This is a genomic window from Cupriavidus sp. UYPR2.512 (assembly GCF_000379565.1).
Taxonomy (GTDB): Bacteria; Pseudomonadota; Gammaproteobacteria; order Burkholderiales; family Burkholderiaceae; genus Cupriavidus.
The window spans coordinates 1-26,325 of record NZ_KB902987.1; the positions used below are offsets into that span (position 1 = coordinate 1).

Annotated in this window: 27 protein-coding genes and 2 pseudogenes; 14 read left to right on the plus strand and 15 right to left on the minus strand. The window is 67.5% G+C overall.

Going from position 1 to position 26,325, the window contains the following annotated elements; genetic code table 11:
• Positions 1 to 30: 30 nt before the first annotated feature.
• The 3 genes from A3A5_RS0116215 to A3A5_RS44815 form a co-directional block, all read right to left on the minus strand.
• A complete protein-coding gene (locus A3A5_RS0116215) occupies positions 31 to 294 on the minus strand; it encodes a hypothetical protein (protein WP_035812743.1) in 264 nt (87 codons plus the stop codon).
• Between the two features lie 67 nt (positions 295 to 361).
• A complete protein-coding gene (locus A3A5_RS0116220; RefSeq protein WP_018311603.1) occupies positions 362 to 625 on the minus strand; it encodes a hypothetical protein in 264 nt (87 codons plus the stop codon).
• A 314-nt stretch (positions 626 to 939) separates the two neighbouring features.
• Positions 940 to 1,113, minus strand: coding sequence for a hypothetical protein (locus A3A5_RS44815; protein WP_232431362.1), 174 nt, complete (start codon positions 1,111 to 1,113; stop codon positions 940 to 942).
• Between A3A5_RS44815 and A3A5_RS44820 the strand changes: the two genes are divergently transcribed.
• From A3A5_RS44820 to A3A5_RS0116235, 3 genes are all read left to right on the plus strand, one after another.
• The gene (locus tag A3A5_RS44820) at positions 1,030 to 1,248 is read left to right on the plus strand and encodes a hypothetical protein (RefSeq protein ID WP_232431363.1); all 219 of its coding nucleotides are present in this window, start codon (positions 1,030 to 1,032) and stop codon (positions 1,246 to 1,248) included. The two genes, A3A5_RS44815 and A3A5_RS44820, sit on opposite strands and share 84 nt — an antisense overlap.
• Positions 1,249 to 1,352: 104 nt before the next feature.
• Entirely contained in the window at positions 1,353 to 1,595 is a 243-nt protein-coding gene (locus tag A3A5_RS0116230; RefSeq protein WP_018311605.1) for a hypothetical protein, read from the plus strand.
• Positions 1,596 to 2,436: 841 nt separating this feature from the next.
• A complete protein-coding gene (locus tag A3A5_RS0116235) occupies positions 2,437 to 4,383 on the plus strand; it encodes a DEAD/DEAH box helicase (RefSeq protein ID WP_018311606.1) in 1,947 nt (648 codons plus the stop codon).
• An 82-nt stretch (positions 4,384 to 4,465) separates the two neighbouring features.
• On the opposite strand, the gene A3A5_RS0116240 is transcribed toward A3A5_RS0116235, so the two are convergent.
• Together A3A5_RS0116240 and egtD are read right to left on the minus strand one after the other, a co-directional pair.
• On the minus strand, positions 4,466 to 5,722 hold the full coding sequence (locus A3A5_RS0116240) for an SUMF1/EgtB/PvdO family nonheme iron enzyme (RefSeq protein WP_026200833.1): 1,257 nt from the start codon (positions 5,720 to 5,722) through the stop codon (positions 4,466 to 4,468).
• Between the two features lie 143 nt (positions 5,723 to 5,865).
• Positions 5,866 to 6,966 carry an L-histidine N(alpha)-methyltransferase gene (gene egtD, locus A3A5_RS0116245; RefSeq protein WP_018311608.1) on the minus strand — a complete coding sequence of 367 codons (1,101 nt, stop codon included), beginning with the start codon at positions 6,964 to 6,966 and terminating at the stop codon, positions 5,866 to 5,868.
• A 517-nt stretch (positions 6,967 to 7,483) separates the two neighbouring features.
• On the opposite strand from egtD, the gene A3A5_RS0116250 reads away from it, so the two are divergent.
• From A3A5_RS0116250 to A3A5_RS0116260, 3 genes are all read left to right on the plus strand, one after another.
• Complete coding sequence (locus tag A3A5_RS0116250) at positions 7,484 to 8,185, plus strand: TerC family protein (protein WP_018311609.1); 702 nt, start codon at positions 7,484 to 7,486, stop codon at positions 8,183 to 8,185.
• 142 nt (positions 8,186 to 8,327) lie between these two features.
• Entirely contained in the window at positions 8,328 to 9,122 is a 795-nt protein-coding gene (locus A3A5_RS0116255; protein ID WP_018311610.1) for a thymidylate synthase, read from the plus strand.
• A complete protein-coding gene (locus A3A5_RS0116260; RefSeq protein WP_018311611.1) occupies positions 9,119 to 9,619 on the plus strand; it encodes a dihydrofolate reductase in 501 nt (166 codons plus the stop codon). Before A3A5_RS0116255 ends, A3A5_RS0116260 begins: the two co-directional genes overlap by 4 nt.
• Before the next feature lie 64 nt (positions 9,620 to 9,683).
• Here the strand turns inward: A3A5_RS0116260 and pmbA are convergent, their stop codons facing one another.
• On the minus strand, positions 9,684 to 11,051 hold the full coding sequence (gene pmbA / locus A3A5_RS0116265) for a metalloprotease PmbA (RefSeq protein ID WP_018311612.1): 1,368 nt from the start codon (positions 11,049 to 11,051) through the stop codon (positions 9,684 to 9,686).
• Positions 11,052 to 11,109: 58 nt separating this feature from the next.
• Between pmbA and yjgA the strand changes: the two genes are divergently transcribed.
• Entirely contained in the window at positions 11,110 to 11,718 is a 609-nt protein-coding gene (gene yjgA / locus A3A5_RS0116270) for a ribosome biogenesis factor YjgA (protein WP_304412937.1), read from the plus strand.
• Positions 11,715 to 12,353, plus strand: coding sequence for a molybdopterin adenylyltransferase (gene mog / locus A3A5_RS0116275; protein ID WP_018311614.1), 639 nt, complete (start codon positions 11,715 to 11,717; stop codon positions 12,351 to 12,353). The genes yjgA and mog overlap by 4 nt, the downstream gene beginning before the upstream one ends.
• 69 nt (positions 12,354 to 12,422) lie before the next feature.
• Here the strand turns inward: mog and A3A5_RS0116280 are convergent, their stop codons facing one another.
• Positions 12,423 to 13,304 carry an AEC family transporter gene (locus A3A5_RS0116280; RefSeq protein WP_018311615.1) on the minus strand — a complete coding sequence of 294 codons (882 nt, stop codon included), beginning with the start codon at positions 13,302 to 13,304 and terminating at the stop codon, positions 12,423 to 12,425.
• A 121-nt stretch (positions 13,305 to 13,425) separates the two neighbouring features.
• On the minus strand, positions 13,426 to 14,082 hold the full coding sequence (gene orn, locus A3A5_RS0116285) for an oligoribonuclease (RefSeq protein ID WP_018311616.1): 657 nt from the start codon (positions 14,080 to 14,082) through the stop codon (positions 13,426 to 13,428).
• A 226-nt stretch (positions 14,083 to 14,308) separates the two neighbouring features.
• Here orn and A3A5_RS0116290 point away from each other — a divergent pair, with 226 nt between their 5' ends.
• Genes A3A5_RS0116290 through A3A5_RS0116300 form a run of 3 tightly spaced genes read left to right on the plus strand, consistent with a single transcriptional unit; the run spans position 14,309 to position 16,863 of the window.
• Positions 14,309 to 15,556 carry a M48 family metallopeptidase gene (locus tag A3A5_RS0116290; protein WP_018311617.1) on the plus strand — a complete coding sequence of 416 codons (1,248 nt, stop codon included), beginning with the start codon at positions 14,309 to 14,311 and terminating at the stop codon, positions 15,554 to 15,556.
• On the plus strand, positions 15,553 to 16,524 hold the full coding sequence (gene rsgA, locus A3A5_RS0116295; RefSeq protein ID WP_018311618.1) for a ribosome small subunit-dependent GTPase A: 972 nt from the start codon (positions 15,553 to 15,555) through the stop codon (positions 16,522 to 16,524). The genes A3A5_RS0116290 and rsgA overlap by 4 nt, the downstream gene beginning before the upstream one ends.
• Positions 16,525 to 16,557: 33 nt before the next feature.
• Complete coding sequence (locus A3A5_RS0116300) at positions 16,558 to 16,863, plus strand: putative signal transducing protein (RefSeq protein ID WP_018311619.1); 306 nt, start codon at positions 16,558 to 16,560, stop codon at positions 16,861 to 16,863.
• 25 nt (positions 16,864 to 16,888) lie between these two features.
• Here the strand turns inward: A3A5_RS0116300 and A3A5_RS0116305 are convergent, their stop codons facing one another.
• Positions 16,889 to 17,884 (minus strand): CobD/CbiB family protein, encoded by a 996-nt coding sequence (locus tag A3A5_RS0116305; protein ID WP_018311620.1) that lies wholly within the window; start codon positions 17,882 to 17,884, stop codon positions 16,889 to 16,891.
• A gap of 175 nt (positions 17,885 to 18,059) precedes the next feature.
• Positions 18,060 to 18,758, minus strand: a complete 699-nt coding sequence (locus A3A5_RS0116310; protein ID WP_018311621.1) for a pirin family protein — start codon at positions 18,756 to 18,758, stop codon at positions 18,060 to 18,062.
• Between the two features lie 152 nt (positions 18,759 to 18,910).
• On the opposite strand from A3A5_RS0116310, the gene A3A5_RS0116315 reads away from it, so the two are divergent.
• Both A3A5_RS0116315 and gluQRS read left to right on the plus strand, forming a co-directional pair.
• Positions 18,911 to 19,831: a LysR family transcriptional regulator gene (locus A3A5_RS0116315; protein WP_018311622.1), complete on the plus strand. Its 921-nt coding sequence runs from the start codon at positions 18,911 to 18,913 to the stop codon at positions 19,829 to 19,831.
• Positions 19,832 to 19,842: 11 nt separating this feature from the next.
• Positions 19,843 to 20,775 carry a tRNA glutamyl-Q(34) synthetase GluQRS gene (gene gluQRS / locus A3A5_RS0116320; RefSeq protein ID WP_026200835.1) on the plus strand — a complete coding sequence of 311 codons (933 nt, stop codon included), beginning with the start codon at positions 19,843 to 19,845 and terminating at the stop codon, positions 20,773 to 20,775.
• A 57-nt stretch (positions 20,776 to 20,832) separates the two neighbouring features.
• Here gluQRS and A3A5_RS0116325 read toward each other — a convergent pair whose 3' ends face one another.
• Positions 20,833 to 22,335 (minus strand): DEAD/DEAH box helicase, encoded by a 1,503-nt coding sequence (locus tag A3A5_RS0116325; RefSeq protein ID WP_026200836.1) that lies wholly within the window; start codon positions 22,333 to 22,335, stop codon positions 20,833 to 20,835.
• 318 nt (positions 22,336 to 22,653) lie between these two features.
• Between A3A5_RS0116325 and A3A5_RS44080 the strand changes: the two genes are divergently transcribed.
• A complete protein-coding gene (locus tag A3A5_RS44080) occupies positions 22,654 to 22,800 on the plus strand; it encodes a hypothetical protein (protein WP_018311625.1) in 147 nt (48 codons plus the stop codon).
• A 36-nt stretch (positions 22,801 to 22,836) separates the two neighbouring features.
• On the opposite strand, the pseudogene A3A5_RS38670 reads toward A3A5_RS44080, so the two are convergent.
• From A3A5_RS38670 to A3A5_RS0116360, 4 genes and pseudogenes are all read right to left on the minus strand, one after another.
• Positions 22,837 to 23,193 (minus strand): annotated as a pseudogene (locus A3A5_RS38670) (Bug family tripartite tricarboxylate transporter substrate binding protein); the annotation flags it as partial.
• A gap of 96 nt (positions 23,194 to 23,289) precedes the next feature.
• Positions 23,290 to 24,366: pseudogene (locus tag A3A5_RS38675) on the minus strand (malonate decarboxylase subunit alpha); the annotation flags it as partial.
• Between the two features lie 386 nt (positions 24,367 to 24,752).
• Positions 24,753 to 25,106, minus strand: coding sequence for a DUF1428 domain-containing protein (locus A3A5_RS0116355; protein ID WP_013957521.1), 354 nt, complete (start codon positions 25,104 to 25,106; stop codon positions 24,753 to 24,755).
• 95 nt (positions 25,107 to 25,201) lie between these two features.
• Entirely contained in the window at positions 25,202 to 26,119 is a 918-nt protein-coding gene (locus tag A3A5_RS0116360; RefSeq protein WP_018311629.1) for a LysR family transcriptional regulator, read from the minus strand.
• Positions 26,120 to 26,325 lie beyond the last annotated feature (206 nt).

The window sequence follows — 26,325 nt, forward strand, 5'->3', positions numbered from 1 at the left end:
TGAAGCGGGGGGCGACGCATCTCGATCCCGTTACAGCGCGGCCAACTGGGTGCCGTTGCCGAAGTTCTGCATGGTGGGCATCTTCAGGCTGAGGTGCGAGCTCGCGTCGATGGTGTTCACGGTCGGCCCGACCTGCAAGCCGATGGTCGGGCTGGCAAAGCCGCCGCCGCCGACGACGTTCTGAGCGTTGCCGCCGACAACAGAGTAGGCGCTACCGCCGCGTACAGCGGACATGGCCTTGCCGTCGAGTTCCTTGTCGAGCGGCAGATCCTTGATCATGAGAGTCGATTGCATGGTACGTCTCCTGGGGGTTCGGTTCGGTTGAGGGAGTTCCGCCTCGGCAGGACTCCCGCATGCAGCGTTACAGCACGGCCGCCTGGGTGCCGTTGCCGAAGTTCTGCATGGTGGGCATCTTCAGGCTGAAGTGCGAGCTCGCGTCGATCGTGTTCACGGTCGGCCCGACCTGCACGCCGATGGTCGGGCTGGCAAAGCCGCCGCCACCGATGACGTTTTGAGCATTGCCGCCGACAACAGAGACGGCGTGGCCGCCGCGCACAGCGGACATGGTCTTGCCGTCGAGTTCCTTGTCGAGCGGCAGATCCTTGATCATGAGGGTCGATTGCATGGTAAATCTCCTTGGGGTTCGGTTGGGAGAGCACGTTGTTGCGCTCGAAGGCTATAGAGCACGGGCCATGCCATGCCACGGAGAGTGTTGCATCAAAATTCGTAAGGTCTTGAAAAACAAAGATTTTTCAAAGGATTCCGGCGCTTTGCGATGCACCGTCAGGCCGAATCGGTGTTGGGCGCTGGCCAACTCATTTCACGGCACTGTTGGCCAGACGAATACATATCCGGGCGTCGTCCCGTGCCTGCGCATATGTGGCGGGCCCAGCAGGGTATTGAGAGTGGCCTGCCAGGCTAGGACGGCTCGGATGGAGTTCACTCAAACTCCCTGCGAAGCAGCGCGCCGTAGCCAGGCGGCCGGTCCGGCAGGGCGAGTGTCTTCAGGCAATGCCAGAGAAGCGCCTGATTGCTGGTAATGACCGGCCTGCCCATCCGCTCGATCTCCGCGACGACGGCGCCGACCTGGATGTCCGCACAACTGATCAGCAGCGAGTCGACGCCGCGCAGGTCCAGCTCACCAAGGTGAACACCCTCAACAACGTCGGCAGCATCGGCCCTGGCGTCGGCCCGGTGCGCGTCAACGTGGACCCGTCGCAATGGGCCGGCAATTTCGCCGCCGTCTGAGCGCACCGCGCGGCGGGCACGCGGGCAAGCCCGCGGACCGCCTCGCCTATACTGAAGCGGTCCCGCGGCCGCATGGCCGTGGCCCCACTTGACCGGAGACAGCCATGGCAGTGATCGTCATCAAGGATTTGCCCGACAGCATCGATCTCGACCGGCAGGCCATGACCACCATCCTGGGCGGCGGACGCACCGCCGGCGGCCAGGCATGGCATGGCTTGCGGCGCCAGGGCACCACCCGCATCGTCGACTACCCGGGCGGGCTGCCGGGCAATCGCTATGTGATGCCGCAGGAGCAGCCGCTGGGCCGCCTGCCGCGCAAGGCAGCGGGCAAGGATGCCGAGGACTGAGCAGCAAGAATCGAACGCGCAATAGCAATAGGAAGGCACCCAATGAAAAGCCCGCCATCGCTGGCGGGCTTTGGATGCGGACGGGCCCGGACCACCTGGGTCACGCGGTCAGCAGTTCGGTCATTCTGTTCCAGGCAGGCTTCCCATGATTCCGCCCATGAAGCATGTTGCGGACGCCCATCCGGACCACCCGGAGAGTCGCAGGAAGACTGGCGCTTGGAGTCAATGACCGCAGTGCTCGCCGCGAACAGCGGCCCAATGCCGCTGGAAGAGGTCAAGCGGGAGCGTTTTCGTCCGCCCCGTGCGGGCATCCTGTGTGCTCGCGCCTCCAGTATAGGCGGGGGTTTTCGGCTTTCAACCAGCGTGGTGCGGGGCGCGTCTGGAAGGTGACGAGCGCCTGACATATCCGGTTACGTTTTCGCAGTGCAACAAAAATTCCGTACTCTGCTATAATCCGCGCCGTGAGTTTCGCAACTGTGAGATCCGCCAAGCGCCCGGCTTCCTGCCGCGGCGAATCCGCTGCCCTCCCAAGCTCTGTTTCCTCGCTGCCGGTCGCCTAGTCATCACTCATGGCCCCAGCCGCCCAGCAGAACGCACCGCTCACCTGACGTCGCCTCGTCTCCGATCCTGTTGAACAGCCTGAAACCTGAGCTGTTTGCCTGCCAGGGATACGGCCGGACCGCCTAGCGGGACCAGCCACCGCCCTGCCTGCCGCCGTACTGCCAGCTGTGTCTGTCGTAACGGCCTCACCGATTGGCGCCGAAGCCTTTTTAAGACTTTGCACTGCGCCCACCCCATTTTGCTTTGCCGGGGTGCCATGCATTTATTTGACCATTCCGACATGACCCAGCACGACATTCGTGCGGAGCAAGCTATTGCCTCCGCGACCGACGCCTCGATCACTTCCGACGCTGTCCAGAGCCCGCTCGACAAGCTCGACGCCCTGCTCAACCCCAGCCCGGCAGTTGAAGAAGCCCCGGCCGTGGAAAGCGGTTTCGCCAAGCTTGGCCTCGATGCGGCCATCCTGCGCGCCCTCTCCGAACTGAACTACAACACGCCCACGCCGGTGCAGGCCCAGGCCATCCCGGCCTTCCTGGCCGGCCGCGACTTGCTGGTCTCGAGCCAGACCGGCTCGGGCAAGACCGCCGCGTTCATGCTGCCCGCGATCCAGCGCATCAGCGAAAAGGCTGCCCCGAACCGTCCGCGCCCGGACGAGCCGGTCAAGCGCATGAAGGGCAAGCGCCCCCGTCCGTCGCCCGCGCAGCCCGCGCTGCTGGTGCTGACGCCGACCCGCGAACTCGCCTTGCAGGTGACTGAAGCTGCCGCCAAGTACGGCCGCAACCTGCGCCGCATCGTGTGCGCCAGCATCCTGGGCGGCATGCCCTACCCCAAGCAACTGGCCGCGCTGTCCAAGATGCCTGACATCCTGGTGGCCACGCCGGGCCGCCTGCTCGACCATATCGACGCCGGCCGCATCGACCTGTCGGCACTGGACATGCTGGTGTTCGACGAAGCCGACCGCATGCTCGACATGGGCTTTGCCGACGACATCGACGCCATCGTGGCCGCCACGCCGACGACCCGCCAGACGCTGATGTTCTCGGCCACGCTCGACCAGCGCATCGCCCAGCTGGCCTCGCGCCAGCTGAAGGATCCGCAACGCATCGAGATCGCCGCGGCCCGCGCCGACCAGAGCCATATCGAGCAGCGCCTGCACTTCACCGACGACATGTCGCACAAGGAACGCCTGCTCGACCACCTGCTGCGCGATGCGTCGCTCAAGCAGGCCATCGTCTTCACCGCGACCAAGCGCGATGCCGATTCGCTGGCCGAGCGCCTGTCCGACACCGGCTTCTCCGCCGGCGCGCTGCACGGCGACATGACCCAGGGCGCGCGCAACCGCACCCTGACCGCGCTGCGCCGCGGCAACCTGCGCGTGCTGGTGGCCACCGACGTGGCCGCGCGCGGCATCGACGTGCCCGATATCACCCACGTGGTGAACTTCGACCTGCCCAAGCAGGCCGAGGACTACGTGCACCGCATCGGCCGCACCGGCCGCGCGGGCCGCTCGGGCACCGCCATCAACCTGGTGAACCACAACGACATGTTCCAGTGGAAGCGAATCGAGCGCTTCACCAACCAGCGCATCGACGCTTCGGTAATCGAAGGCCTGGAGCCGCGCCGTTCGCCCAAGCCGCGTTCCAACTTCGGCGGCAAGCCGAGCGGCGGCCGCGGTGACTTCCGCGGCAATGGCGGCGGCTACCGTGGCGGCGAACGCAGCTTCGGCGACCGCAAGTTCGGCGGCGGCGAGAACCGCACCGGCTTCGGCGAGCGCAAGTTCAGCGGCGAGAGCCGTGGCTTCGGCAACCGCCCGGAAGGCGCACGCCCGTTCGGCGACGACAACCGCGGCGGCTTCGGCAATCGTGAAGGCGGCTACCGTGGCCAGGGCCAGGGCGGCCAGGGCGCCGGCTACCGCGGCGCCAACGACGGTGCGCGTGGCTTCGGCAACCGCGAAGGCGGCCGCAGCTTCGGCGACGACAACCGCGGTGGTTTCGGCAACCGCGACGGCGCCGCCCGCAGCTTTGGCGACAACAACCGTGGTGGCTTCGGCGACCGCACCGGCGGCGGCTATCGTGGCAACACCGGTGGCAACACCGGTGGCAACGGCGAAGGCCGCAGCTTCGGCAACCGCGACGGCAACCGTGACGGCAATCGCAGCTTTGGCGGTTTCGGCGGCAATGGCAACGGCAACGGCAACCGCAACAGCCGCTCGCGCTACGAGCGTTGATGTGGTGGTGCGCTAAGCGCACCTGCCAGGCAGAACAAAGGGCACCCTCGGGTGCCCTTTTTCCGTTGTCGCGTCCAGCCCGCTACGGCGCGCAGGTGCGAAAACCGATAAAGGAAAGATCATCTTCCGGCAACCGCGCCCACCTTGCCCGCACATGGCGCAGCCGCGCGGGGCTGGCAAACGACACGCCGCGCACCGCCTGGTGCGTGCCAAAGCGCCCCACCACGTCGCTGTCGGACGGCGCGGCGGCAAATCCCGCGTACGGCTCATAGGGCGTGGCAGTCCACTCACGCAGCGCCCCCCACTGCAGGCCACGGTTCTGCGTCGCGGCGAGTTCCCATTCCGATTCCGCCGGCAGCCTCCGCCCCGCCCACACGCACCACGCCTGCGCCTCGTACAGCGTGACGTGGCGCACCGCCTCATCCGGATTGAGCGTGCGCAGCGTGCCGAAGCGCTCCACCATCCAGGCGCGCGATTCCGGATGGCGCGACCAGTAGCGCGGTGCCGAGCGTTCCTGCGTCATCAGCCACTGGCGCCCCGCTGACGACCACCACGCCGGGTGCTCGTAGCCGCCGTCCTCGACGAACTCGAGGAACTGCGCGTTGCTGACCGGCGCCATGTCCATTTCAAATGCGGGTACGTAGGTGGGCTGCGGCGGCAGTTCATCCGGCCAGGCAAAGCCGTCGGGATCGCTCCAGCCGAGCGTGAAGCGACCGCCCGGGAAATGCAGCGTGCCGCCATGCCCCGCAGGCTGCACCGGACCGGCGCCGATGGCCTCCGTGGGCGCCATGCCCAGCGCCTGCAACAGCGCGGCCACGCCTTCGCCCTGCGCATCCTCATGCAGCAGCGCGCGGCGGTACGGGTACAGGGTCAGGTCGCTGTCGTCGGGCAGCAGCGCAATCCGGCGCAGCACGCCGTCGAGCACGTCGGCGGCATAGCGCTTGATCACCGCGACGTCTGGCAGCGTGATCTCCCAGCGCTCGTCGGGACCGATGCGGTCCGGGTCGAACCACTCGTCGGCGCCGTCCAGCAGCGACGGCTCGGACGCCACTGGCACCGGCACGCCGCCGCGGTCCACCTGGCGCACGCCGCGCAGGCACCACCACTCCGCATGCCAGGCCACGTGCCCGAGCGTCCACAACGGCGGATCGGCATCGTACTGATGCGGCACGTCCCAGGCGCGGCGCGTCTGCCCGAACGGTGCCAGCCACGCCAGCGTGCGGTTGCGCGCATCGACCAGCGCCTGCGCCAGCCCTTCGCGCGGCAGCCGGCGCGGGTCGGACCAGATCGCCTTGCCGCCGGTGAAGTAGAGATCGGGAAGCATGGGAAAGCCGCTCATCGGGAAAGTCCGTGCAGGGAGTCAACAGTGGACAGGCAGTGACCGAAGCAGGCAACTGCTGGCCTGGCGCTCGCACGCCAGGCCAGCTGCGGCCATTATGACACTACCTGCCATCCCTGCCCCATGGCGCCCGCGCGGGCGGATCAGCCGCGCGCGTGGAACACGGCGAACCAGCCGCTCGGGTCGGTCCAGTACACCGGGTCATCGAATCCGGCGGCTTCCAGCAATAGCGTGAAGTCCTCAGGGCGGTATTTGTAGGAGTCCTCGGTATGGATCCGTTCGCCGGCGGCAAACTCGCGCGCCCCGCCCTGCCACTGCACGCGCACGTCGCGGCACGCCTGCAGATGCATCTGGATGCGCGATGCCGCGCGGTCGAAGCTCGCCACATGGCGCCAGTCGTCCAGCGAGAAATCCGTGCCGACGATGCGGTTCACATTGCGCAGCACGTTGCGGTTGAACGCGGCGGTGACGCCCAGCGCATCGTCATAGGCAGACACCAGCGTGGCTTCGTCCTTGTGCAGGTCCACTCCGATCAGCACGCCGTCGCCGCGCCCGGCCGCGCCGCGCATGCGCTGCAGCAATGCCAGGGCCTCGACCGGGGCGAAATTGCCGATGCTCGAGCCCGGATAGAAGAACAGCCGCCTGCCGCGCCTGACCTTGGCGGGCAAATCGAACGGCGCACACAGGTCGGCGCCCAGACCCAGCATCGGGATCTCGGGATGCTGCTGCTGCAGCGACGACAGCGTCGCGCGCAGGAACTCCACCGAGATATCCAGCGCCACGTACTGCGCCGGACGCAGGCTGCCAAAGAGCCTGGCAGCCTTTTCGCAATTGCCCGCCCCCAGGTCCACCAGCACGCAGCCGCTGCCGGCACGCGCGGCAATGGCCGGCGCCGCGCTGGCAAAGATCGCGGCCTCGGTGCGGGTCGGATAGTACTCCGGCAGGTCGGTGATGGCCTCGAACAGGCGCGAGCCCAGCACGTCGTAGAAGAACTTGGGGCTGATGGCGGCCTGCCCGGCACGCAGCCCGGCCAGCACCTGCTCGCGCAGCGCGCCGCTGTCCTCGCGGTACTGCTGCACGAACTCCGGCTGGGGCGGCGGCCAGTGCGCGCGGCCATTGGCCAGCGCGACCAGGGCGGGCGGTGCGGCCGCATGGCCGTTGTGGTGGTTCAGCGGAGGGAGAGGTGTCTGCGGGGCTTTGTTCTGGAAGGGAGGAGTATTCGGCGGATTCGGGACAGCCGGCATGTCGTTTCCTTGTGTGATCGCGAATGGTCACTGCTTCACTGCGTATTCCCAAGGCCGCGCTGTACATGTCGTGCGCGCCGGTCTCCGCAACACCTCCCTGTGCGGTCCGGGACGCATCGGGCGAAGCCGAGCTTAAAGGATAGGCCCATCCGGCGGATCGCGCACCGCAAGATGCCCATAGGGGCCGTATGCGGCACATCGAAACCTTGAGTCAGTATCTTTCCCAATGAGGCATATCCGTTGCGGTTCGTTTATAATGCGCCCCAACGCGACCCCAACGGGTCGTGTCCCTCAAAGGGGAGTAGCTCCGGGGCCCATGCCCTTAGCACAATCGTCATTCCGGGACCTGTGTCCCCGGTTGTGCTGACCACAGGCGCGCATACCGCGTCAGTGGTCGAGCAAGACCTTTGCAACCTGGTTCTCATGGTTTGCAAAGGCGGCCCCACGCTCCCCGTGCTCCGTGAATCCAGGCGAACCCAACGCGCACTAGCGCTGATTCGTACCCTGAGGAGAGTTCATGGAGTGGTTTACCGATCTGTTCACGATGCAGTTCCTGACGGCACTGCTGTCCATCGTCGTCATTGACCTGGTGCTGGCCGGCGACAATGCCATCGTGATTGCCCTGGCGGCGCGCAACCTGCCCCCCCACCTGCAGAAAAAGGCCATCATCTGGGGTACCGTCGGTGCCGTGGTGGTGCGCTCGGCCATGACGATCGGCGTGGTCTGGCTGCTGAAGATTCCGGGGCTGATGCTGATTGGCGGCCTGGCGCTGGTGTGGATTGCCTACAAGCTGCTGTCCGATGAAGGCGACGGCGAGGGGCACGGCTCGGGCGCCTCGACCCTGTGGGGCGCAATGAAGACCATCATCATCGCCGACGCGGTGATGGGCGTGGACAACGTGCTGGCCGTGGCCGGCGCCGCGCACGGCAGCTTCCTGCTGGTGGTGCTGGGCCTGCTGATCAGCATCCCCATCGTGGTGTGGGGCTCCAGCCTGGTGCTCAAGCTGATGAGCCGCTTCCCGGTCATCATCTACCTGGGCGCGGGCGTGCTGGCGTTCACGGCGGTCAAGATGATCGTGCACGAGCCGATGATCAAGGCGTTCTTCGAAGCCAACCCGGCGGTCAACTGGGGCCTGTACGTGCTGATCGTCGGCGGCGTGCTGGGCGCCGGCTACCTGGTGCAGAAGCGCCGCGTGCAGCAGCCGGCCAGCAGCCACTAAGGCGGCAGGCCGCGCCAGGCATGGCGGGGCACCCGTCCCCGCCAGCCCGGTGAAGGGCCATCCTGAGGGATGGCCCTTTTGCTTTAAAATGCCAGTTTTGCGGGACCAGCGCCCGCGTCACTTCCCATCCCGCCCCGCGCCGATGAAACAGTACCTCGACTTCATGCGCCATGTGTACGAGCATGGCACCGACAAGGCCGACCGCACCGGCACCGGCACGCGCTCGGTGTTTGGCTACCAGATGCGCTTCGACCTGCGCGCAGGTTTTCCGGTGGTCACCACCAAGAAGCTGCACCTGAAGTCGATCATCCATGAACTGCTGTGGTTCCTGCAGGGCTCGACCAACGTGCGCTGGCTGCAGGAGCACGGCGTCACCATCTGGGACGAGTGGGCCGACGAGAACGGCGAACTGGGTCCGGTCTACGGCTCGCAGTGGCGCTCGTGGCCGGCGCCGGACGGCCGCCATATCGACCAGATCACCGACCTGGTGGCGCAGATCCGCGCCAACCCGGATTCGCGCCGCCTGATCGTATCGGCCTGGAACGTGGCCGACATCCCGCGCATGAAGCTGCCGCCCTGCCACGCGTTCTTCCAGTTCTACGTGGCCGATGGCCGGCTGTCGTGCCAGCTCTACCAGCGCAGCGCCGATATCTTCCTGGGCGTGCCGTTCAATATTGCCAGCTATGCGCTGCTGACCCACATGATGGCGCAGCAGACCGGGCTGGAAGTGGGCGACTTCGTCTGGACCGGCGGCGACTGCCATCTGTACAACAACCATTTCGAGCAGGTGCAGACCCAGCTGGCGCGCGAGCCGCTGGCGCTGCCGCAGCTGAAGATCCTGCGCAAGCCCGACAGCATCTTCGACTACCGCTACGAAGACTTTGAACTGGTTGGCTACCAGTCGCACGCCGCCATCAAGGCACCGGTGGCCGTATGACGCTGCTGACACTGGTCGTCGCGCGCGCGCGCAACAACACCATCGGCCGCGACAACACGCTGCCTTGGCGCCTGCCGGAAGACCTGGCCCACTTCAAGCGCACCACCATGGGCGCGCCCGTGATCATGGGCCGCAAGACCTGGGACTCGATCGGCCGCCCGCTGCCAGGGCGCCGCAATATCGTGGTCAGCCGCAACCCGGACCTGCGCGTCGAAGGCGCCGAGGTGGCGGCCTCGCTGGAAGACGCCCAGCGCCTGTGCGTGGGCGCGGAGCAGATCTTCCTGATCGGCGGCGCGCAGCTCTATGCCGAGGCGATGCCGTGCGCGGACCGGCTGGTGGTGACCGAGATTGACGCGGAGGTGGAGGGCGACGCCTTTTTCCCGGCGATCGACCGCACCCAATGGATTGAAACCGCGCGCGAAACGCATCATTCGGAGGCGAATGGCTTCGACTATGCCTTCGTCACGTATGAGCGGCCGCCGTCGGACGAGTCGTAAGGCGTTGCGCGCGCAAAAAAAGCAGGCCGGCCGGCCTGCTTTTTCTTTGGCTGGCACGCGCCGCTCAGGTGCCGGCAATCGTCATCTGCTCAAGCAGGATCGAGCCGGTTTCCTTGGTGCCGCGCACCAGCGAATCCGCGCCGATCGCGACGATCCGCTGGAACATCTCGGCCATATTGCCGGCGATGGTGATTTCCTCCACCGGGTACTGGATCACGCCGTTCTCGACCCAGTAGCCCGAGGCGCCGCGCGAATAGTCGCCGGTCACGTAGTTGACGCCCTGCCCCATCAGCTCGGTCACCAGCAGGCCGGTGCCAAGCTTGCGCAGCATCGCCGGGAAGTCGTCGCCGGGCTCGGTCAGCGAGCTCGTCAGCGTCAGGTTGTGCGAGCCGCCGGCGTTGCCGGTGGTCTGCATGCCGAGCTTGCGCGCGGAATAGGTCGACAGGAAATACCCCTGCACCACGCCGTCGCGCACCACGTCGCGGGCGCGGGTGCGCACGCCTTCCTCGTCGAACGGGGCGCTGCCCATGGCGCCGGGGGTATGCGGCTGCTCATGGATCTGGATATGCGGGGCAAACACGGCCTGGCCCAGCGAATCGCACAGGAAGGTGGATTTGCGGTACAGCGCGCCGCCCGACACCGCCTGCACGAAGGCACCCAGCAGCCCCGCGGCCAGCGGCGCCTCGAACAGCACCGGGCAGCGGCGCGTGGACAACTGGCGCGCCTGCAGCCGCGCCAGCGCGCGCTCGGCGGCGTAGCGGCCGATGTCCTCGGGCGCGGCCAGCGCCAGCGGCGAGCGCTTGGACGAGTACCAGTCATCGCGCTGCATGCCGCTGCCGCTGCCGGCGATCGGCGCGCACGAGATGAAATGGCGCGAATACGGGTAGCCGCCCGAGAAGCCGCGCGTGGTCGCCAGCACGAACTGCGAATGCTGCGCCGACACGCTGGCGCCGTCGCTGTTGCGGATGCGCGGCGACACCGCGAAGGCGGCGGCCTCGGCACGGGTGGCGATGTCGATGGCGCGCTCGGCGTCCAGCGCCCACGGGTGGAACAGTTCCAGGTCCTGTGGCGCGCGTTCCAGCAGTTCTTCCTCGGCCAGGCCGGCGCAATCGTCCTCGGCCGTGAAGCGGGCGATGTTGTAGGCGGCCTCGGCGGTGGCGCGCAGAGCGGCCGGCGAGAAGTCAGAGGTGCTGGCATTGCCGCGGCGCTTGCCGATCATGACCGTGACCCCGACCACCTTGTCGCGGTTCTGCTCGATGGTTTCCACCTGCCCCTTGCGTACCGATACCGACAGGCCGCTGCCTTCGGAGATCTCGGTGGCGGCGTCGGTCGCCCCAAGTTCGCGTGCAACGCGCAGCACATCGGCGGCCATCTCGCTGAGCTGGGCCTGGGTGTAGGTGAAGTGCGCGGTCTGTTCTGCGATCTGGTCCATGCTGGGCGGGTGTCATCAAAAGTCCAAGCGGCAATCATAGCAAGATAAAATGCCGGGCATGACGCGAAATTCCCGTAATCCGAATGGCTCGCGCTTTCCCGGAGGCTTTGCGCCCGAACCGGAAGACGACGAACCGAAAAGCAAGTCGCAGCGCAAGCGCGACATGACCGCCCTGCAGGACCTTGGCGCCGAGCTGGAAGCGCTGGCCAAGGACCGCCTGGCGCGCGTGCCCATGCCCGAAGCACTGGCCGACGCCATCCACCAGGCCCGCCGCATCAACAGCCACGAAGGCAAGCGCCGCCAGATGCAGTTCGTGGGCAAGATCATGCGCGGCCTCGAGGACGAAGAGGTCGAGGTGATCCGGCAAGCGCTGGAGGGCTTCAAGGGCACCAGCAAGGCCGAAACCGCCCGCATGCACCTGATCGAGCGCTGGCGCGAGCTGCTGCTGGCCGACGACGCGGCGCTGACGCGCTTCCTCGCCGAGCATCCCGGCATCGACGTGCAGGCGCTGCGCAACACCATCCGCAACGCGCGCAAGGAAAAAGAGCAAAGCAAGCCGCCGCGCTATTTCCGCGAGCTGTTCCAGGCGATCAAGACGGCGCTGGACGTGAAGGACGGCAAGGCCGGCGCCGCCGAGGACCAACCCCCTACGGAGCCCGAGGCATGACCCAGACCACGCAGCCGGTTGTCCGCAACCGTCCCGACGAACTCGTTGTCGGCTTTGTTTCGATCTCGGACCGCGCCTCGGCCGGCACCTACCAGGACGAAGGCATCCCGGCGCTGCGCGAGTGGTTCGGGCGCACGCTGACCACGCCCTGGCAGGCGGTGGAACGGCTGATCCCGGACGAGCAGGCGCAGATCTCGCGCACCCTGATCGACCTGGTCGACGTGGCCGGCTGCGACCTGGTGCTGACCACCGGCGGCACCGGCCCGGCGCGCCGCGACGTGACGCCCGAGGCCACGCTGGCCGTGGGCACCAAGGAAATGCCCGGCTTTGGCGAGCAGATGCGCCAGGTCAGCCTGCATTTCGTGCCGACCGCGATCCTGTCGCGACAGGTGGCGGTGATCCGCGAGACCGCCAGCCGCGCCGCGCTGATCGTCAACCTGCCCGGCCAGCCGCGCGCCATCCGCGAGACCCTGGAGGGCCTGCGCGATGCCGATGGCAAGGCCGTGGTGCAAGGGATCTTTGCTGCGGTGCCGTATTGCATCGACCTGATCGGCGGCCCCTACATGGAAACCGACGAAGCCATCGTCAAGGCCTGGCGCCCGAAAAACGCCGTGCGGGCCAAGCCCGCGGCGTAATCTCGCCAATCGCACCAATCGCACCAATCGCCCGCAGGCGCCCGCCTGCGGGCTCCCCCTTCCCGCGCCTCAGCGCAAGCCCAGGTACAACCCCACCGGCACGAACACCACCGCGGCGATATTGCCCAGCAGCACGATCGACGCCACCTGGTCCGGCTCCTGCCGGAAATGGTCCGCCACCAGGAAGTTCAGCACCGCCGGCGGCAGCGCGGCGAACACAAAGAGCAGGCCACGCTGCAATTCGGTCAGCGGCACCCACTGCGCCAGCAGCAGCGCCACCGCAATGCCTGTCAGCGGGCACGCAGCGGCACCGACCAGGCCTATGCCCCAGTTGCGCAGGCTGACGTCCTTCATGCGTACGCCCAGCGCAAACAGCATCAGCGGCACGGTGGCGTCGCCCAGCAGCTTGACCGACTGGTAAACCGGGTCCGGCAGCGTGAACCAGGGCCGCGCCAGCGCCAGCGCCACGCCCGCCACGGTAGCCAGCACCATGGGATTGCGGGCGATCTGCGCCATCGACGCATGGCGGTTGACGATCTTCATGCCGATGGTGAAGTGCATCAGGTTCGATGCCGCGAACAGCGCCACCGCCGGCGCCAGCCCGGCCGGACCGAAGGCAAATACCGACAGCGGCAGGCCCATATTGCCGCAGTTGTTGAACATCATCGGCGGCACGAAGGTGCGCGGATCGGCCTTCAGCAGCCGCGCCAGCGCCCACGCCAGCACGCCCGAGCCCAGCACCACCGCCACCGCGCAGCCCAGCAGCACCAGCTGGTCGGCCAGCACGAAATCCTTGCTGACGAAGGCCGACACCACCAGCAGCGGCGCGATCACGTCCAGCGTGGCGCGGTTGATGCCGGCCATGTCCGGATGGGCCTTGCGCCCGTACAGCCACCCGACCAGGATGATCAGGATGACCGGTGTGATGATGGAGACGATGCGCTCAAGCATGGGCAGGCGGGCGGGACACGCCCCCGACAGCGCACGGCGCCCGGCGGCGGCAACGCGGCCGCCCGGTGCGGGCGGCCCGTCGCTTGTGGTGGGTTGTTGTTTCGGGAGCCGCTGGCCCCGGTTATTGCGCCGGCGTGTTGGCGGCTGGCGTGTTGGCGGCCGGTGCGTCGGCGGCTGGTGCGTCGGCGGCCGGTGCGGTCCCCGGCGCGGCGTGACGGATAAAATGCGTGCGGTAGTAGCGCAGCTCTTCGACCGATTCCAGGATGTCGGCCAGCGCCGTATGCAGCTGGCGCTTGATAAAGCCCTTGTGGATGGCCGGCTCCCAGCGCTTGCACAGCTCCTTCAGCGTGGACACGTCCAGGTTGCGGTAGTGGAAGAACGACTCCAGCTTGGGCATGTAGCGCGCCATGAAGCGGCGGTCCTGGCAGATCGAGTTGCCGCACATCGGCGACTTGCCGGCCGGCACCCAGCGCTTGAGAAAGGCCAGCAGCTCGGCCTCGGCCTGCTCTTCGGTCAGGGTCGATGCCTTGACCTTGTCGATCAGGCCCGAGCGGCCATGGGTGCCTTTGTTCCAGTTGTCCATGCCATTGAGCACGGCGTCGCTCTGGTGGATCACCAGCACGGGGCCTTCGGCCAGGATATTGAGTTCGGAGTCGGTAATGACGATCGCCACTTCGATGATGCGATCGGTATCCGGCTGCAGACCGGTCATTTCCATATCCAGCCAGATCAGGTTGTTTTCACTTTTGACGGATTTGGCGGTGGCTTGGCTTGTCATCGGGACTGCGGAAGAAGGGATTTCAGGAAAGCGGCCGCGGCGGGGCCGGGCGCGAACAATTTATAATTCTCGCATATCCGTCCGGAATGGCCGTTTGCGCACCAGCGCCGGGGTGATTTCCGGATATCCCGGAGCGCCGCCTGCCCCACCCCGGGGCCCGGCGGTCCCAACGGACGCCCGCCGCGCGCAATGCCGGGCGCCCGCCCCCACAACAAGGCTCTTGCCGATGTTCACGATTGTCTTTCTCGCCGCCCTGGTGCTGATGGTGCTGACCAAGCTCTGGCTGGCCGCCCGCCAGGTCCGGCATGTGGCGCAGCACCGCAACGCGGTGCCGCCGCGCTTTGCCGACACCATCACCCTGGCCTCGCACCAGAAGGCCGCGGACTACACCATCGCCCGCACCCGGCTGTCGATGCTCGAGGTGCTGGCCGGGGCCGCGGTGCTGATCGGCTTCACCATGCTGGGCGGGCTGCAGTGGCTCAACCAGTCCTGGCTGGACACTTTCGGTCCGGGCTATGCCTACGGCGTGGCGCTGGTGGCCAGCGTGGCGCTGATCGGCGGGCTGGTCGACCTGCCGTTCTCGCTGTACGGCCAGTTCGGCATCGAGGAGCGCTTCGGCTTCAACAAGATGACGTTCGGCCTGTGGCTGGCCGACGTGGCCAAGATGCTGGTGGTGGCTTGCGCGCTGGGCCTGCCGCTGCTGCTGGCGGTGCTGTGGCTGATGGAGCGCGCCGGCTCGCTGTGGTGGGTCTGGACCTGGCTGGTGTGGATGGCCTTCAACCTGATCCTGCTGGTGGTGTTCCCGACCTTTATCGCGCCGCTGTTCAACAAGTTCGAGCCGCTCACCGATGATTCGCTGCGCCAGCGCATCGAGGCCCTGATGCAGCGCTGCGGCTTTGCCAGCAAGGGCCTGTTCGTGATGGACGGCAGCAAGCGCAGCGCCCACGGCAATGCGTATTTCACCGGCTTCGGCGCGGCCAAGCGCATTGTCTTCTTCGATACGCTGCTGGAGCGCCTGTCGGGCGACGAGATCGAGGCGGTGCTGGCGCATGAGCTGGGCCACTTCAAGCGCCGCCACGTGGCCAAGCGCATCGTCGTCACCTTTGCGCTGAGCCTGGTGTTCCTGGCGCTGCTGGGCTGGCTGGCCACGCGCAGCTGGTTCTACACCGGGCTGGGCGTGGTGCCCAACCTGGGTGTGTCCAACAACGCGCTGGCGCTGGTGCTGTTCTTCCTGGCGCTGCCGGTGTTCACCTTCCTGCTGGGGCCGTTGTCGAGCCTGTCGTCGCGCCGCCATGAGTTCGAGGCCGACGCCTTTGCCGCCGGCCAGACCGATGCCGGCAACCTGGTGTCGGCACTGGTGAAGCTGTACAAGGACAACGCCTCGACGCTGACGCCCGATCCGCTCTACAGCGCCTTCTACTACTCGCATCCGCCCGCCGCGCAGCGGATCGACCGCCTGCTGGCGCACGCATGAGCCGCGCCGCGCGTCACCGCAACGCCGGCGGCGGCAGCCATGCCGGCACGAGCACCGAACCCGCGCTGATCATCGCCGCCCATGGCCGCCACTACGTGGTCGAGCTGGGCGACGGCACGCGCATGCATGCCTTCCCGCGCGGCAAGAGGAGCGACTGCGCGGTGGGCGACCATGTCAGCGTGGAACGCGCCGCCGCCGACCAGTGCGTGATCACCGCGGCCTCGCCGCGCAAGAACCTGCTGCACCGCTCCGACCAGTTCAAATCCAAGCTGCTGGCCGCCAACATCGACCAGGTCGTGATCGTGCTGGCAACCGAGCCGGGCTTCTCCGAAGACCTGCTCGGCCGCGCGCTGGTGTCGGCCGAGGCGATGGAGATCCGGCCGCTGATCGTGCTCAACAAGACCGACCTGCCCGACCGGCTGGAAGAAGCGCGAGGGCGCCTGGCGCTGTACCGCGAGCTGGGCTACGACACGCTGGAGCTGTCGGTGCGCGCCCACCCGGCGCAGGCGCTGGCCGCGCTCAAGCCGCGCCTGGCGGGGCTGGCCAGCATCCTGATCGGGCAATCGGGCATGGGCAAGTCATCGCTGCTGAACCTGCTGATCCCGGGCGTGGATGCGCAGACCCGCGAGATCTCGGCCAAGCTTGACTCCGGCAAGCACACCACCACCTTCACGCGGCTCTATCACCTGCCAGCCGAATGGGGCACCGTGGACGGCCGCCCGGGTGCGCTGATCGATTCGCCGGGCTTCCAGGAATTCGGCCTGTACCACCTGAGCGAGGGCATGCTCGAACGCGCCTTCCCGGAATTCCGGCCGCTGCTGACCGAGTGCCGCTTCTACAACTGCCACCATGTCAACGAGCCCGGCTGCGGCGTGCTGGCCGCGGTCGCATCGGGAGCGATCTCCGAGCGCCGCCACCAGCTCTATATGCAGTTGCTGCACGAATCCAACCAGCAGAAGCCGTGGTAAGGTAAGCGCACCTGGGCTACCCGGTGCGCTGCCATGAAACTGCTGCTGTCCGCCACTTCCTTCGTCCATGCGGCCCATTGCCGGAACGTCCTGCGGGCGGCCGGCATCCGGGCGGAATTGCGCAATACCTGGCTGGCCGGCGCCACCGGCGAGATCCCGTTCCGGGAGAGCGCAGCGCAGGTGTGGCTGGTGGATGACGAGATGGAAGCGCAGGCGTGGGCGGTGCTCAATGCCGCCGCCAACCCGGCGCCGGGGCCCAGCTGGCAATGCCGCCACTGCCTGGAATGGCACGAGGCCCAGTTCGGCGCCTGCTGGCGCTGCGGCGCGGCCCGCGATTAGCGCGCCACCCCCTTCTCAACGCCCTTCAGCCGACCCAGAGCGCCAGCGACAGCATGGCGAGCAGCAGCATCCACAGCACTACCGCGCGCCATACCAGGCCCACGGCCGACTGCAGCGTGCGTACGCCTGGCTCGGTGCCGAATTCGGGCGGCACCGGTTCCGGGCCGCCGTTGTCCTCTTCCATGCCGGGCGCGTAGTCCACGGCCGGGCCGGCCACGCTGGCGCGCAGCACCACGGTGGAATCGTCCTCGGCCAGCGGCGTGCCCAGGCGCACGCCCAGCGCCCCGCCCCCGCTGGCAAGCAGGATGCCGTTGACGGCATCGTTCCACTTGCGCGCGTGGTTGCGCCAGGCGTAGACCGCATCCTCGAAGTTGCCGACGATGGCAAAGCCGATCGCCGTCAGCCGCGACGGAATCCAGTCCAGCAAATAGAAGGCGCGCGCCGCAAAGCGGCCCAGCGCGGGGCTGCGCTCGGCCGAGGGCAGGTTCCAGTGGCGGCTCAGGTATTCGGCGGTGCGGTACAGCACCACCCCGCCGGGGCCGACCGGCACCAGGAACCAGAAGAACACGCCGAACACATGCCGGTGCACGGCGATGATGGCCGCTTCCAGCGTGTGCCGCACGATCTCGGAGACCGGCATCTCGACGGTGTCCAGGCCGGTCCACTCGTGCAGCAGCGTGCGCGCGGTATGGACGTCGTCGCGGTTCAGGGCCTCGTGGATGTCGGTGAAGTAGTGGCTGAACTGGCGAAAGCCCAGCGTCATGTACAGCACCAGCACATTCCAGGCGAGCGTCAGCGCCACGCTGATCGAGGCCAGCAGATAGTGCACCACGATCACCGCCAGGGTCAACGGCACGACCACGGTCAGCCAGGCCAGCGCGGCATCGCGCGGCCGGCCGGTGTCGAAGGCGTGTTCCGCGCGGTCGCCGAGTGCGCGCACGATCTCGTGGATCGGGTTGTTGCGGCCCAGGGCGCGGAACTGTTCAGCGATCAGCGCCAGGAGAATGGAAACAAAGGTCATCTTGGTACGGGGTGTTCCAAGGGCCTGGCCCTTGCGGGCTTGCCGGCGATGTGCCGGTGCAGGCGCAATGCATAGCGAGAAGATAGCACAGCGCTACCTGCCGGGGCCCGGCGCGCAGTGCAAAAAACAAAAGCCCGCCGGAAGGCGGGCTCTCGCATGCGGCAATGAACAATGCTCAGGGCAGGTCGAACACCAGCACTTCGGCGCCATCGCCGCCAGACAGCGCGACCTCACCCACGGCTTCCAGCTTCGCTGCGTCGCCGGCTTCCAGCGCCTTGCCGTTGACCATCACCCGGCCGCGCGCCACGTGGACATAGGCGCGGCGGCCCGGCGCAAGCGCCAGCGTGGCCGCCTCGTCGCCATCGAACAGGCCGGCGTACAGGCGCACGTCCTGGTGCACCACCACCGAGCCCTCGGCGCCGTCGGCGCTGGCCACCAGGCGCAGCCTGCCGCGCTTGTCGGCTGCGTTGAAATGCTTTTCCTCATAGCCAGGGTCGATGCCGTTCTCGGCCGGCATGATCCAGATCTGCAGGAAGTGGGTGGTGTCGTGCGCGGCGTGGTTGTACTCCGAATGGCGCACGCCGGTGCCAGCGCTCATGCGCTGCACGTCGCCCGGACGGATCACGCTGCCGTTGCCCATGCTGTCCTTGTGGGCCAGTTCGCCTTCAAGCACATAGCTGATGATCTCCATGTCGCGGTGGCCGTGGGTGCCAAAGCCCATGCCCGGCGCGACGCGATCCTCGTTGATCACGCGAAGCGGCCCGAACTGCACATATTGCGGATCATAGTAGTCGCCGAACGAGAACGAATGAAAGGACTTCAGCCAGCCATGATCGGCGTAACCACGCTCTGCAGACTTTCTGATTTCAATCATTTTGATGGCCCTCCTTGAGCCTGTTTGCCCGCAAGCACCGGCTTGGTAGCGTGTCGCGGCATACGTTTTCGCTTTTGATGCTAGGAAGTTTAGGGCCTGAGGCGTATATTTACGGGGATCACCTTAGAAGCAGTCATTCAGAATTTCTGAACATGGCACTCTCACTAGAATCCCTCGAAGTCCTCGACGCCATCGAACGCAAGGGCAGCTTTGCAGCCGCCGCCCACGAGATGGGCAAGGTCCCTTCCGCGCTGACCTACGTGGTGCGCAAGCTGGAAGAAGACCTGGACGTGCTGCTGTTCGACCGGCGCCGCCACCGCGCCGAGCTGACGCCGGCCGGCCGTGCCCTGCTCGATGAGGGCCGCCATCTGCTGCATGCCGCCGATGACCTGGCACGGCGCGTCAAGCGCCTGGCCACCGGCTGGGAGGCCACCCTCACCATCGTGGTCGACGACCTGATCAACTTCCGGGCGCTGCTGCCGGTGATCCACGACTTCTATGCCGAGAATACCGCCACCCGGCTGCGCTTCTCCAAAGAGGTGCTGGGCGGCGCCTGGGATGCGCTGGTCAGCAACCGTGCCGACCTGGTGATCGGCGGCGCCTACGATGCGCCCAGCACGCAGGGTTTCCAGATCCGGCCGCTGGGCTCGATGCCATTCGTGTTCGCGGTGGCCGCGCACCATCCGCTGGCGACCGAGGAAGGCCCGCTCACCACCATCCAGATCGCCAGGCATCGCATCGTCGCGGTGGGCGACACCTCGCGCAACCTGCCCGCGCGCACCCACGGTGTGCTGGCCGGGCAGGACGTGCTGGTGGTGCCCACCATGCGCGACAAGCTCGAAGCGCAGATCCGCGGGCTGGGCTGCGGCTGGCTGCCGGCGCCGATGGCGCAACCCCATATCGAAAGCGGCGTGCTGCAGGCGCGCGAGACCGTCGAGGTGCGCGCGCCCGGCAACTTCAAGGTAGCCTGGCGCACCAGCAACCGCGGCAAGGCGCTGCAGTGGTGGGCCAGCAAGCTGGAAGACCCGCGCCTGGCGCAGGCGCTGCTGCAGCAACCCGACTTCGCCGGCTGAGGGCAGGCCTCATGGCAGTGACAGCAGTGACGGCAGCACCGATGGTTGCCGCGGCCGGCTATCGCGGCCGCTTTGCCCCGTCGCCCACCGGGCCGCTGCATATGGGCTCGCTGGTCACCGCGCTGGCCAGCTGGCTGGACGCGCGCGCGCACGGCGGCCAGTGGCTGGTGCGCATCGAGGACATCGACATGCCGCGCTGCGTGCGCGGCGCGGACGAAGACATCCTGCTCACACTGGAACGCCTGGGCATGACGCCGGACGAGCCGCCGGTGTGGCAGAGCCGGCATGAACCGTTCTATGCCGATGCGCTGCGCCACCTCGACGCCGCCGGGCAGCTCTACCCCTGCGGCTGTTCACGCAAGGAGATTGCCGATTCGCTGGTGCACGTGCGCGAGCGGCACCAGACCCTGGGCTATCCCGGCACCTGCCGCCACGGCCTGAACGGCAAGCTGCCGCGCGCCTGGCGCGTGCGCGTGCCTGATGGCCCGGCCGCCACCCTCTGCTTCGACGACCGCTGGCAGGGCCGCCAGTGCCAGGACCTGGAAACCGAGCTGGGCGACTTCGTGCTGCGCCGCGCGGACGGACTGTGGGCGTATCAACTGGCGGTAGTGGTGGATGACGGCCGGCAGGGCATCACGCATATCGTGCGCGGCGCCGATCTGCTCGACTCCACGCCGCGCCAGATCCACCTGCAGCACCTGCTGGGCCTGCCCACGCCGGCCTACCTGCACGTGCCGGTGGTGGTCAACGGCACCGGCGAAAAACTCAGCAAGCAGAGCGGCGCGCAAGCGATCGACACCGGCGCACCGCTGGATGCGCTGCGCGAGGCCGGCGCCCACCTGGGGCTGTCGAGCAGCGCGAATCAGGTGCAGGGCTGGCTGGCGCAGGCCACCGACGCCTGGCGCCAGCGCCTGGCCACGCTGCCGCAGCCCCCGCATGGCTAGCGGGCGCGCAAAATCAAATGGCCCGCACAGGCGGGCCATCATTGCGCAACAGCAGGGTCAGGACTTGCGCGGCACGCCGCCCAGCAAGGCAGCCACCGGCCGCTTGGGCGCCTGGCGGCCGCGGGTCAGTGCAGCGGCCACTTCATCGGCCGCCTTGGCCTGGGCGACGCTCGCGGCGCTGGGCTCGTACGGGCGCGAGAAGAACGGATCATCCGAGGCACGGAACACCTGGCGGTTGGCGCTGTGGTCGTGGCGGCGCGGGCGCTCTTCGCCCTCGCCGTTGCCACGCGCGCGGCGCACGTCGCTACGCTCGCGGCGGCGCTCGGTGTCGCCCTGGCGCGCGCGCTCGCCGGTCGGGTCGAAGCCTTCCAGCTTGCCGCGCGGGATGCTGCGCTTGATCAGCTTCTCGATATCGGACAGCAGGCGCTCGTCATTGCCCGGCACGTAGATCGACAGCGCATCGCCGCTGGCGCCGGCACGGCCGGTGCGTCCGATGCGGTGCACATAGTCTTCGGCGCTGTACGGCACATCGAAGTTGACCACGCACGGCATGTCGGGGATATCCAGCCCACGCGCGGCCACGTCGGTGGCGACCAGCGCGTCGATGGTGCCGGTCTTGAAGCCGTCCAGCGTCTGCATGCGCTCGGTCTGGGTCTTGTCGCCGTGGATGGCGGCGGCGTTGATGCCCTCGCGCTCCAGGTGCCGCGCCAGGCGCGAGCAGCCGATCTTGCTGTTGACGAAGACGATGCACTGGCGCGACAGCCCTTGCTCGGCTCGCTGCTTGAGCAGGTGCACGACCGCCGCCTGCTTGTGGCCGTCTTCGACCTGGTACACCATCTGGCGCACATTCTCGTTGGTCGAGTTGCTGCGCGCCACTTCGATGGTGACCGGGTGCTTCAGGTAGCTGGAGGCGAGACGCTTGATTTCCGCCGAGAACGTGGCCGAGAACAGCAGCGTCTGGCGTTGCGCCGGCAGCAGGTTGATGATGCGCTGCAGGTCGGGCAGGAAGCCCATGTCGAGCATGCGGTCAGCTTCGTCCAGCACCAGCATCTGCACCTGCGACAGGTTGACCGCCTTCTGCTGCACGTGGTCCAGCAGGCGGCCGGGCGTGGCAACCAGGATCTCCACGCCGCGGCGCAGCGCATCGGTCTGCGGGTTCATGTCCACGCCGCCGAACACCACGGTGCTGCGCAGGTCGGTGTGCTTGGCGTAGCGCGCGACGTTGTCATAGACCTGGTCGGCCAGCTCGCGCGTGGGGGTCAGCATCAGCGCGCGCACCGGGTGGCGTGCCGGCGAGGCGCTGGCATTGGCAAGCGGCAGCAGGCGCTGGATGATCGGCAGCGCGAAGCCCGCGGTCTTGCCGGTGCCGGTCTGCGCGGCGCCCATCATGTCCTTGCCCATCAGCACGACCGGGATGGCCTGTGCCTGGATCGGGGTGGGCGTGGTGTAGCCCTGCTCGGACAAGGCGCGCAGGATGCGCGCGTCCAGGCCGAAGCTGTCGAATGTCTGCACGGCGGTCTGCCCCGCGGTAGTGGGTTCTGGTGCGTTCGTAGTGGTCATGGGTATCGGTATCTGGCGGGAGGCGAACCCGGCACAAACGGATACGCGTCTGGAACTCATCTCGCCCTGACTCTCGCCTGGCGCCGGGAGGGTTCCGGCACGGCCATGCTGGCTGCAGCATTTGGCCAAGAGAATCAAAGACTTACATTTTAGCACCTCTGCCAGCACAGTGGGCGTTCTGGCAGCGCCGTGCGCCTGGCGCGACAGTTGGCGGCGCAGGCTGGCGGGATTTCAAGAAACTGTCATATCGGCCACGCAAGATGCTGGCGGCGCGGTGGCCACGGCCGGACCGCGCAACCCCATCTCACCGAGACCTACATGGACTTCGAGTTTTTCCGCCAGACCTGCCAGCATTTCCTGCGCACCTCCAGCCAGTTCCTTGGCCTGGCCGCGGCCGCCTGCCAGCCGGCACTGCCATTGCCGGCGCTGCCGGCCAGCCAGCCGCAAGGGCAGCAGCCCGCCTGAGCTTCTGCCGGGCCGCCGTAGCGGCATCCGAATCACTCAGTCGCCGCGGATGCCATTGTCCTGGATCACCTTGCCCCACTTGCTGTAGTCGGCCTTCATGCGCGCGGCCAGCTGGTCGGGCGGCATATAAGCGGCCACCGTGCCGGCGCCCAGCATCTTCTGCTGCACGGCCGCATCGGCCAGCGCCTTCTTCAGCTCAGCCGACAGCGTGGCCACCACCTCCTTGGGCGTGCCGGCCGGCGCCAGCAGCCCGCCCTAGGCGGTGGCGTCGAAGCCCGGGAAGCCCTGCTCGGCCACCGTCTTGACGTCGGGCGTGAAGCTCACGCGCCTGGACGAGCCCACCGCGATCGGGCGCAGCTTGCCGGCCTTGATGTGCGGCAGCGCGGCGATCATTCGTGCTGCACGCCTCCTCGCGAACCGGCCATGGCCGGCCCGTCTGCTTGCCGCATAGGGCGGCGGTGCTTGCGCCGCCGGCCGCGAATGACAGGATTACAGGTGCAGGGGCCCGGCCTGGAACAGGCGCGCATCCATTTCGCGCAGGTCCGGCGCCACGGCCACGGGCGTTGCGCACTGGCCCAGCACATCGCGCTGCAGGTCCACGCCCGGGGCGATCTCGACCAGCGTGAGGCGGGCATCGCCGTCTGCGCCGGCTCGCATCTCGAACACCGCGCGCTCGGTGATGTACAGCACGGGGATGCCGAGCGACGTCACATAGGGCCCGTTGAAGCTCAGGTGCGACACTTCCGGGACGATCTTCTTCACGCGGCCTTCGCGCACGATCTGCAGGCGGCCGTCACCGGCGCGGACTTCCAGCCCGCCCGCCGTCAGCGTGCCCATGAATACCACCGCGCGCGCGCTCTGCGTGATGTTGATAAAGCCGCCGACGCCGGCAATCAGCGCGCCCTCGCCTTCGCCGAACTTGCTGACATTGACGTTGCCGTGGCCATCCAGCTCGGCCAGGCCGAGGATGGCCAGGTCGATGCCGCCGCCCTCGTAGAAATCGAACTGCGCGGGCTGGTCCACCACCGCCTCCGGGTAGGCCGAGGCGCCGAAGCTGAGGCCATCCGCAGGCGTGCCGCCGATGGGGCCGGCCTCGACGGTCAGCGTGAAGCCGTCCAGCCCGGCCTGGTGCGCCAGCATGCCGACCGCTGCCGGCATGCCCACGCCCAGGTTGACCACGCGCGGCGCACGGCGCGCCAGCTCCATCACCGCCCGCCGCTGCACGATAGTGCGCGCGTCGAGCGGGCCGGCAGCCAGCGGCGCCGCTTCCGCTGCGACCACGGCTGCCTCGCCCTGCCACGGCGTCACGTAGGCCGGGTTGTAGGACTCGGCAAACGTCATCTGGTGGTTGGCGGGGTTGTCGCAGACCACCACGTAGTCGACCAGGATGCCGGGCACGTGGATGGCCTGCAGGATCTCATGGTGGTCGACCAGGCTTTCCACCTGCGCGATCACGATGCCGCCCGAGTTGTGGGCCGCCTGCGCCATCGCCAGCAGCTCATGGTGAAAGGCTTCGCGATGGGTGCTGAGGTTGCCGCGGGTGTCGGCAGCGGTGCAGCGGATCAGCGCATGCCGCGTTGCAGGCAGGCCGCAAACGCGCCCTGCAAAGCCTGTCAATCATGGCCCTGTCACATTCCTGCAGGAATCCGGGTTTTCGCCGAGCGGGTTTTCGCCAGCTTCCGGCCAGCGGGCGAATGCGGTCTACTGGACTCACATCGACGGCCTGGCACCGCAAACGCCGGATCGCCGCAGCCGATGGTGCCTCAGAACAAGTCCAATGACCGGGAGACAGACCATGGTGACGAAGAAAGAAGACGCTTTCGTACTGAAGAACCTTCTCGCCCTCGCAGCAGTGGAGACCCTGGGCGGCGCGATTGCCCTGGGCATGGTCTTCCACCTGATCTGAACTGGCTTGCCGGGCGCCAGCGCTGCCACGCCGGCGCCCGGCCCGCTCACTCGTCGACAATCACCTCGAAGCCACCAAAGATCATCCGCTGGCCGTCGAACGGCATCGGATCCATGCCTTCCTTCAGGCGCGGGTCTGCCATCGCCGCCTTCATGCCCGTGTCGCGCTTCTCGCGTGACGGCCACAGGATCCACGCGAACACCACCGCTTCATCCTCCTTGCGCTGCACCGCCATGGTAAAGGACGTGACCTTGCCTTCCGGCACATCGTCACCCCAGCATTCCACCACCTTCAGCGCGCCGTGCTCCTTGAACACCGCGGCTGCCTTCTGCGCCACCTGGCGATAGGTCTCGCGAGTGGCCTGGGGAACGGCCAATACGAATCCGTCGATATAGGACATGGGCTTTACTCCTGGTCAGATTGAATCGGATTGAATCGGGCGAATCGGATCAAACGCGCGATTGCGTCTGACTACCATAGTCCATCGCCATGCTCTCAGCGGGTGGTCCGCTGCCCACGCCGGTCGACCTCGAACACCATGTTTTCCCGGAAGCGCTGCCGCAGCCACTGCTCGGCCCGGCCCTGCGGCCGGCCCGACTTCGCCCAGATCAGGTCGACGCTGACCAGCCAGTCCGTGTACGGATAGGCCGCCAGGTCCAGTTCCACCAGTTCGCCGCGCTCCAGCGCCGCGCGCACCAGTTGCCGCGGCAGCGTGGCCCAGCCCAGCCCGCTTTTCACCATCTCGACCAGCGCCAGGTAGCTTTCGGCGCGCCACACCCGCGCCGCGCGCAGGTATTCGCTGGTGGGCAGCTTGTCGGCATGCGCGCTGAAGGCCAGGCGCCGATAGGCATGCAGGTCGGCAAACGAGACCTGCTCGCGCCCGGCCAGCGGGTGTCCCGGGTGCACCACGTGCACCATGATCAGCTTGCCCAACTGCACGAAGGCCAGTTCCGGCGCGTAGTGCGGCTGCGCGAAGGCAATGCCGAGCTCGGCCTCGCCCTGCAGCACCAGTTCGCTGACATCGCCGTAGACCGGGTTGCGGATGGTCAGGTCGACATACGGGAACTCCCGCTCGAATTCGGCCAGCACCGGCATCACCGCGTGGTACGGGATCTCTATCGCCAGCGTCAGCCCGGGCGGGTTGGCATCGGCCAAGCTGGCGGCATGGGCCTGCAGCGACAGGCAGCGCTCCAGCACCGCTTCGGCCTCGGTCAGCAGCTTGCGGCCGGCCTCGGTCAGCGCCGGATTGCGGCTGCTGCGGTCGAACAGCGGCACGCCCAGGTCGATCTCCAGGTTAGCCACCGCCGCGCTGATCGTGGACTGGGTCTTGCCCAGGCGCCGCGCGGCGGCGGAAAAGGAGCCTGTTTCAACCACCAGAGCGAATACCTGCAACTGGTCCAGCGAAAAGCGCATGGCCACCCTCCCGCGACCCATCGACCGGATCGATAGGTATTGATTTGTTGTACCAATGAAATTGCCGAGATGATGCCGCAACGGCCGAGGGATCACAAATCCCCGCAAACCCGGCCGGCCCTGCCCGATCCGCCCTGCCAGAGGCGGAAGCGGCTTCCAAGCGACGCGCAGGCCAGCACGGAAGCACCGCTGCTGCCAGCGCAAGC

Bases quoted from the DNA above. Each gene is read 5' to 3' on its own strand.
- A3A5_RS0116250 (WP_018311609.1), top strand. From the start codon at position 7,484: ATGGAGTGGTTTACCGATCTGTTCACGATGCAGTTCCTGACGGCACTG.
- A3A5_RS0116355 (WP_013957521.1), bottom strand. From the start codon at position 25,106: ATGTCCTATATCGACGGATTCGTATTGGCCGTTCCCCAGGCCACTCGC.
- A3A5_RS0116325 (WP_026200836.1), bottom strand. From the start codon at position 22,335: ATGACCACTACGAACGCACCAGAACCCACTACCGCGGGGCAGACCGCC.
- A3A5_RS0116260 (WP_018311611.1), top strand. From the start codon at position 9,119: ATGACGCTGCTGACACTGGTCGTCGCGCGCGCGCGCAACAACACCATC.
- A3A5_RS0116255 (WP_018311610.1), top strand. From the start codon at position 8,328: ATGAAACAGTACCTCGACTTCATGCGCCATGTGTACGAGCATGGCACC.
- A3A5_RS0116230 (WP_018311605.1), top strand. From the start codon at position 1,353: ATGGCAGTGATCGTCATCAAGGATTTGCCCGACAGCATCGATCTCGAC.
- A3A5_RS44080 (WP_018311625.1), top strand. From the start codon at position 22,654: ATGGACTTCGAGTTTTTCCGCCAGACCTGCCAGCATTTCCTGCGCACC.
- pmbA (WP_018311612.1), bottom strand. From the start codon at position 11,051: ATGGACCAGATCGCAGAACAGACCGCGCACTTCACCTACACCCAGGCC.
- gluQRS (WP_026200835.1), top strand. From the start codon at position 19,843: ATGGCAGTGACAGCAGTGACGGCAGCACCGATGGTTGCCGCGGCCGGC.
- rsgA (WP_018311618.1), top strand. From the start codon at position 15,553: ATGAGCCGCGCCGCGCGTCACCGCAACGCCGGCGGCGGCAGCCATGCC.
- A3A5_RS0116360 (WP_018311629.1), bottom strand. From the start codon at position 26,119: ATGCGCTTTTCGCTGGACCAGTTGCAGGTATTCGCTCTGGTGGTTGAA.
- A3A5_RS0116235 (WP_018311606.1), top strand. From the start codon at position 2,437: ATGACCCAGCACGACATTCGTGCGGAGCAAGCTATTGCCTCCGCGACC.
- orn (WP_018311616.1), bottom strand. From the start codon at position 14,082: ATGACAAGCCAAGCCACCGCCAAATCCGTCAAAAGTGAAAACAACCTG.
- A3A5_RS0116305 (WP_018311620.1), bottom strand. From the start codon at position 17,884: ATGACCTTTGTTTCCATTCTCCTGGCGCTGATCGCTGAACAGTTCCGC.
- A3A5_RS0116280 (WP_018311615.1), bottom strand. From the start codon at position 13,304: ATGCTTGAGCGCATCGTCTCCATCATCACACCGGTCATCCTGATCATC.
- yjgA (WP_304412937.1), top strand. From the start codon at position 11,110: ATGACGCGAAATTCCCGTAATCCGAATGGCTCGCGCTTTCCCGGAGGC.
- A3A5_RS0116240 (WP_026200833.1), bottom strand. From the start codon at position 5,722: ATGAGCGGCTTTCCCATGCTTCCCGATCTCTACTTCACCGGCGGCAAG.
- A3A5_RS0116215 (WP_035812743.1), bottom strand. From the start codon at position 294: ATGCAATCGACTCTCATGATCAAGGATCTGCCGCTCGACAAGGAACTC.
- A3A5_RS0116315 (WP_018311622.1), top strand. From the start codon at position 18,911: ATGGCACTCTCACTAGAATCCCTCGAAGTCCTCGACGCCATCGAACGC.
- A3A5_RS0116300 (WP_018311619.1), top strand. From the start codon at position 16,558: ATGAAACTGCTGCTGTCCGCCACTTCCTTCGTCCATGCGGCCCATTGC.
- A3A5_RS0116290 (WP_018311617.1), top strand. From the start codon at position 14,309: ATGTTCACGATTGTCTTTCTCGCCGCCCTGGTGCTGATGGTGCTGACC.
- A3A5_RS0116220 (WP_018311603.1), bottom strand. From the start codon at position 625: ATGCAATCGACCCTCATGATCAAGGATCTGCCGCTCGACAAGGAACTC.
- mog (WP_018311614.1), top strand. From the start codon at position 11,715: ATGACCCAGACCACGCAGCCGGTTGTCCGCAACCGTCCCGACGAACTC.
- egtD (WP_018311608.1), bottom strand. From the start codon at position 6,966: ATGCCGGCTGTCCCGAATCCGCCGAATACTCCTCCCTTCCAGAACAAA.
- A3A5_RS0116310 (WP_018311621.1), bottom strand. From the start codon at position 18,758: ATGATTGAAATCAGAAAGTCTGCAGAGCGTGGTTACGCCGATCATGGC.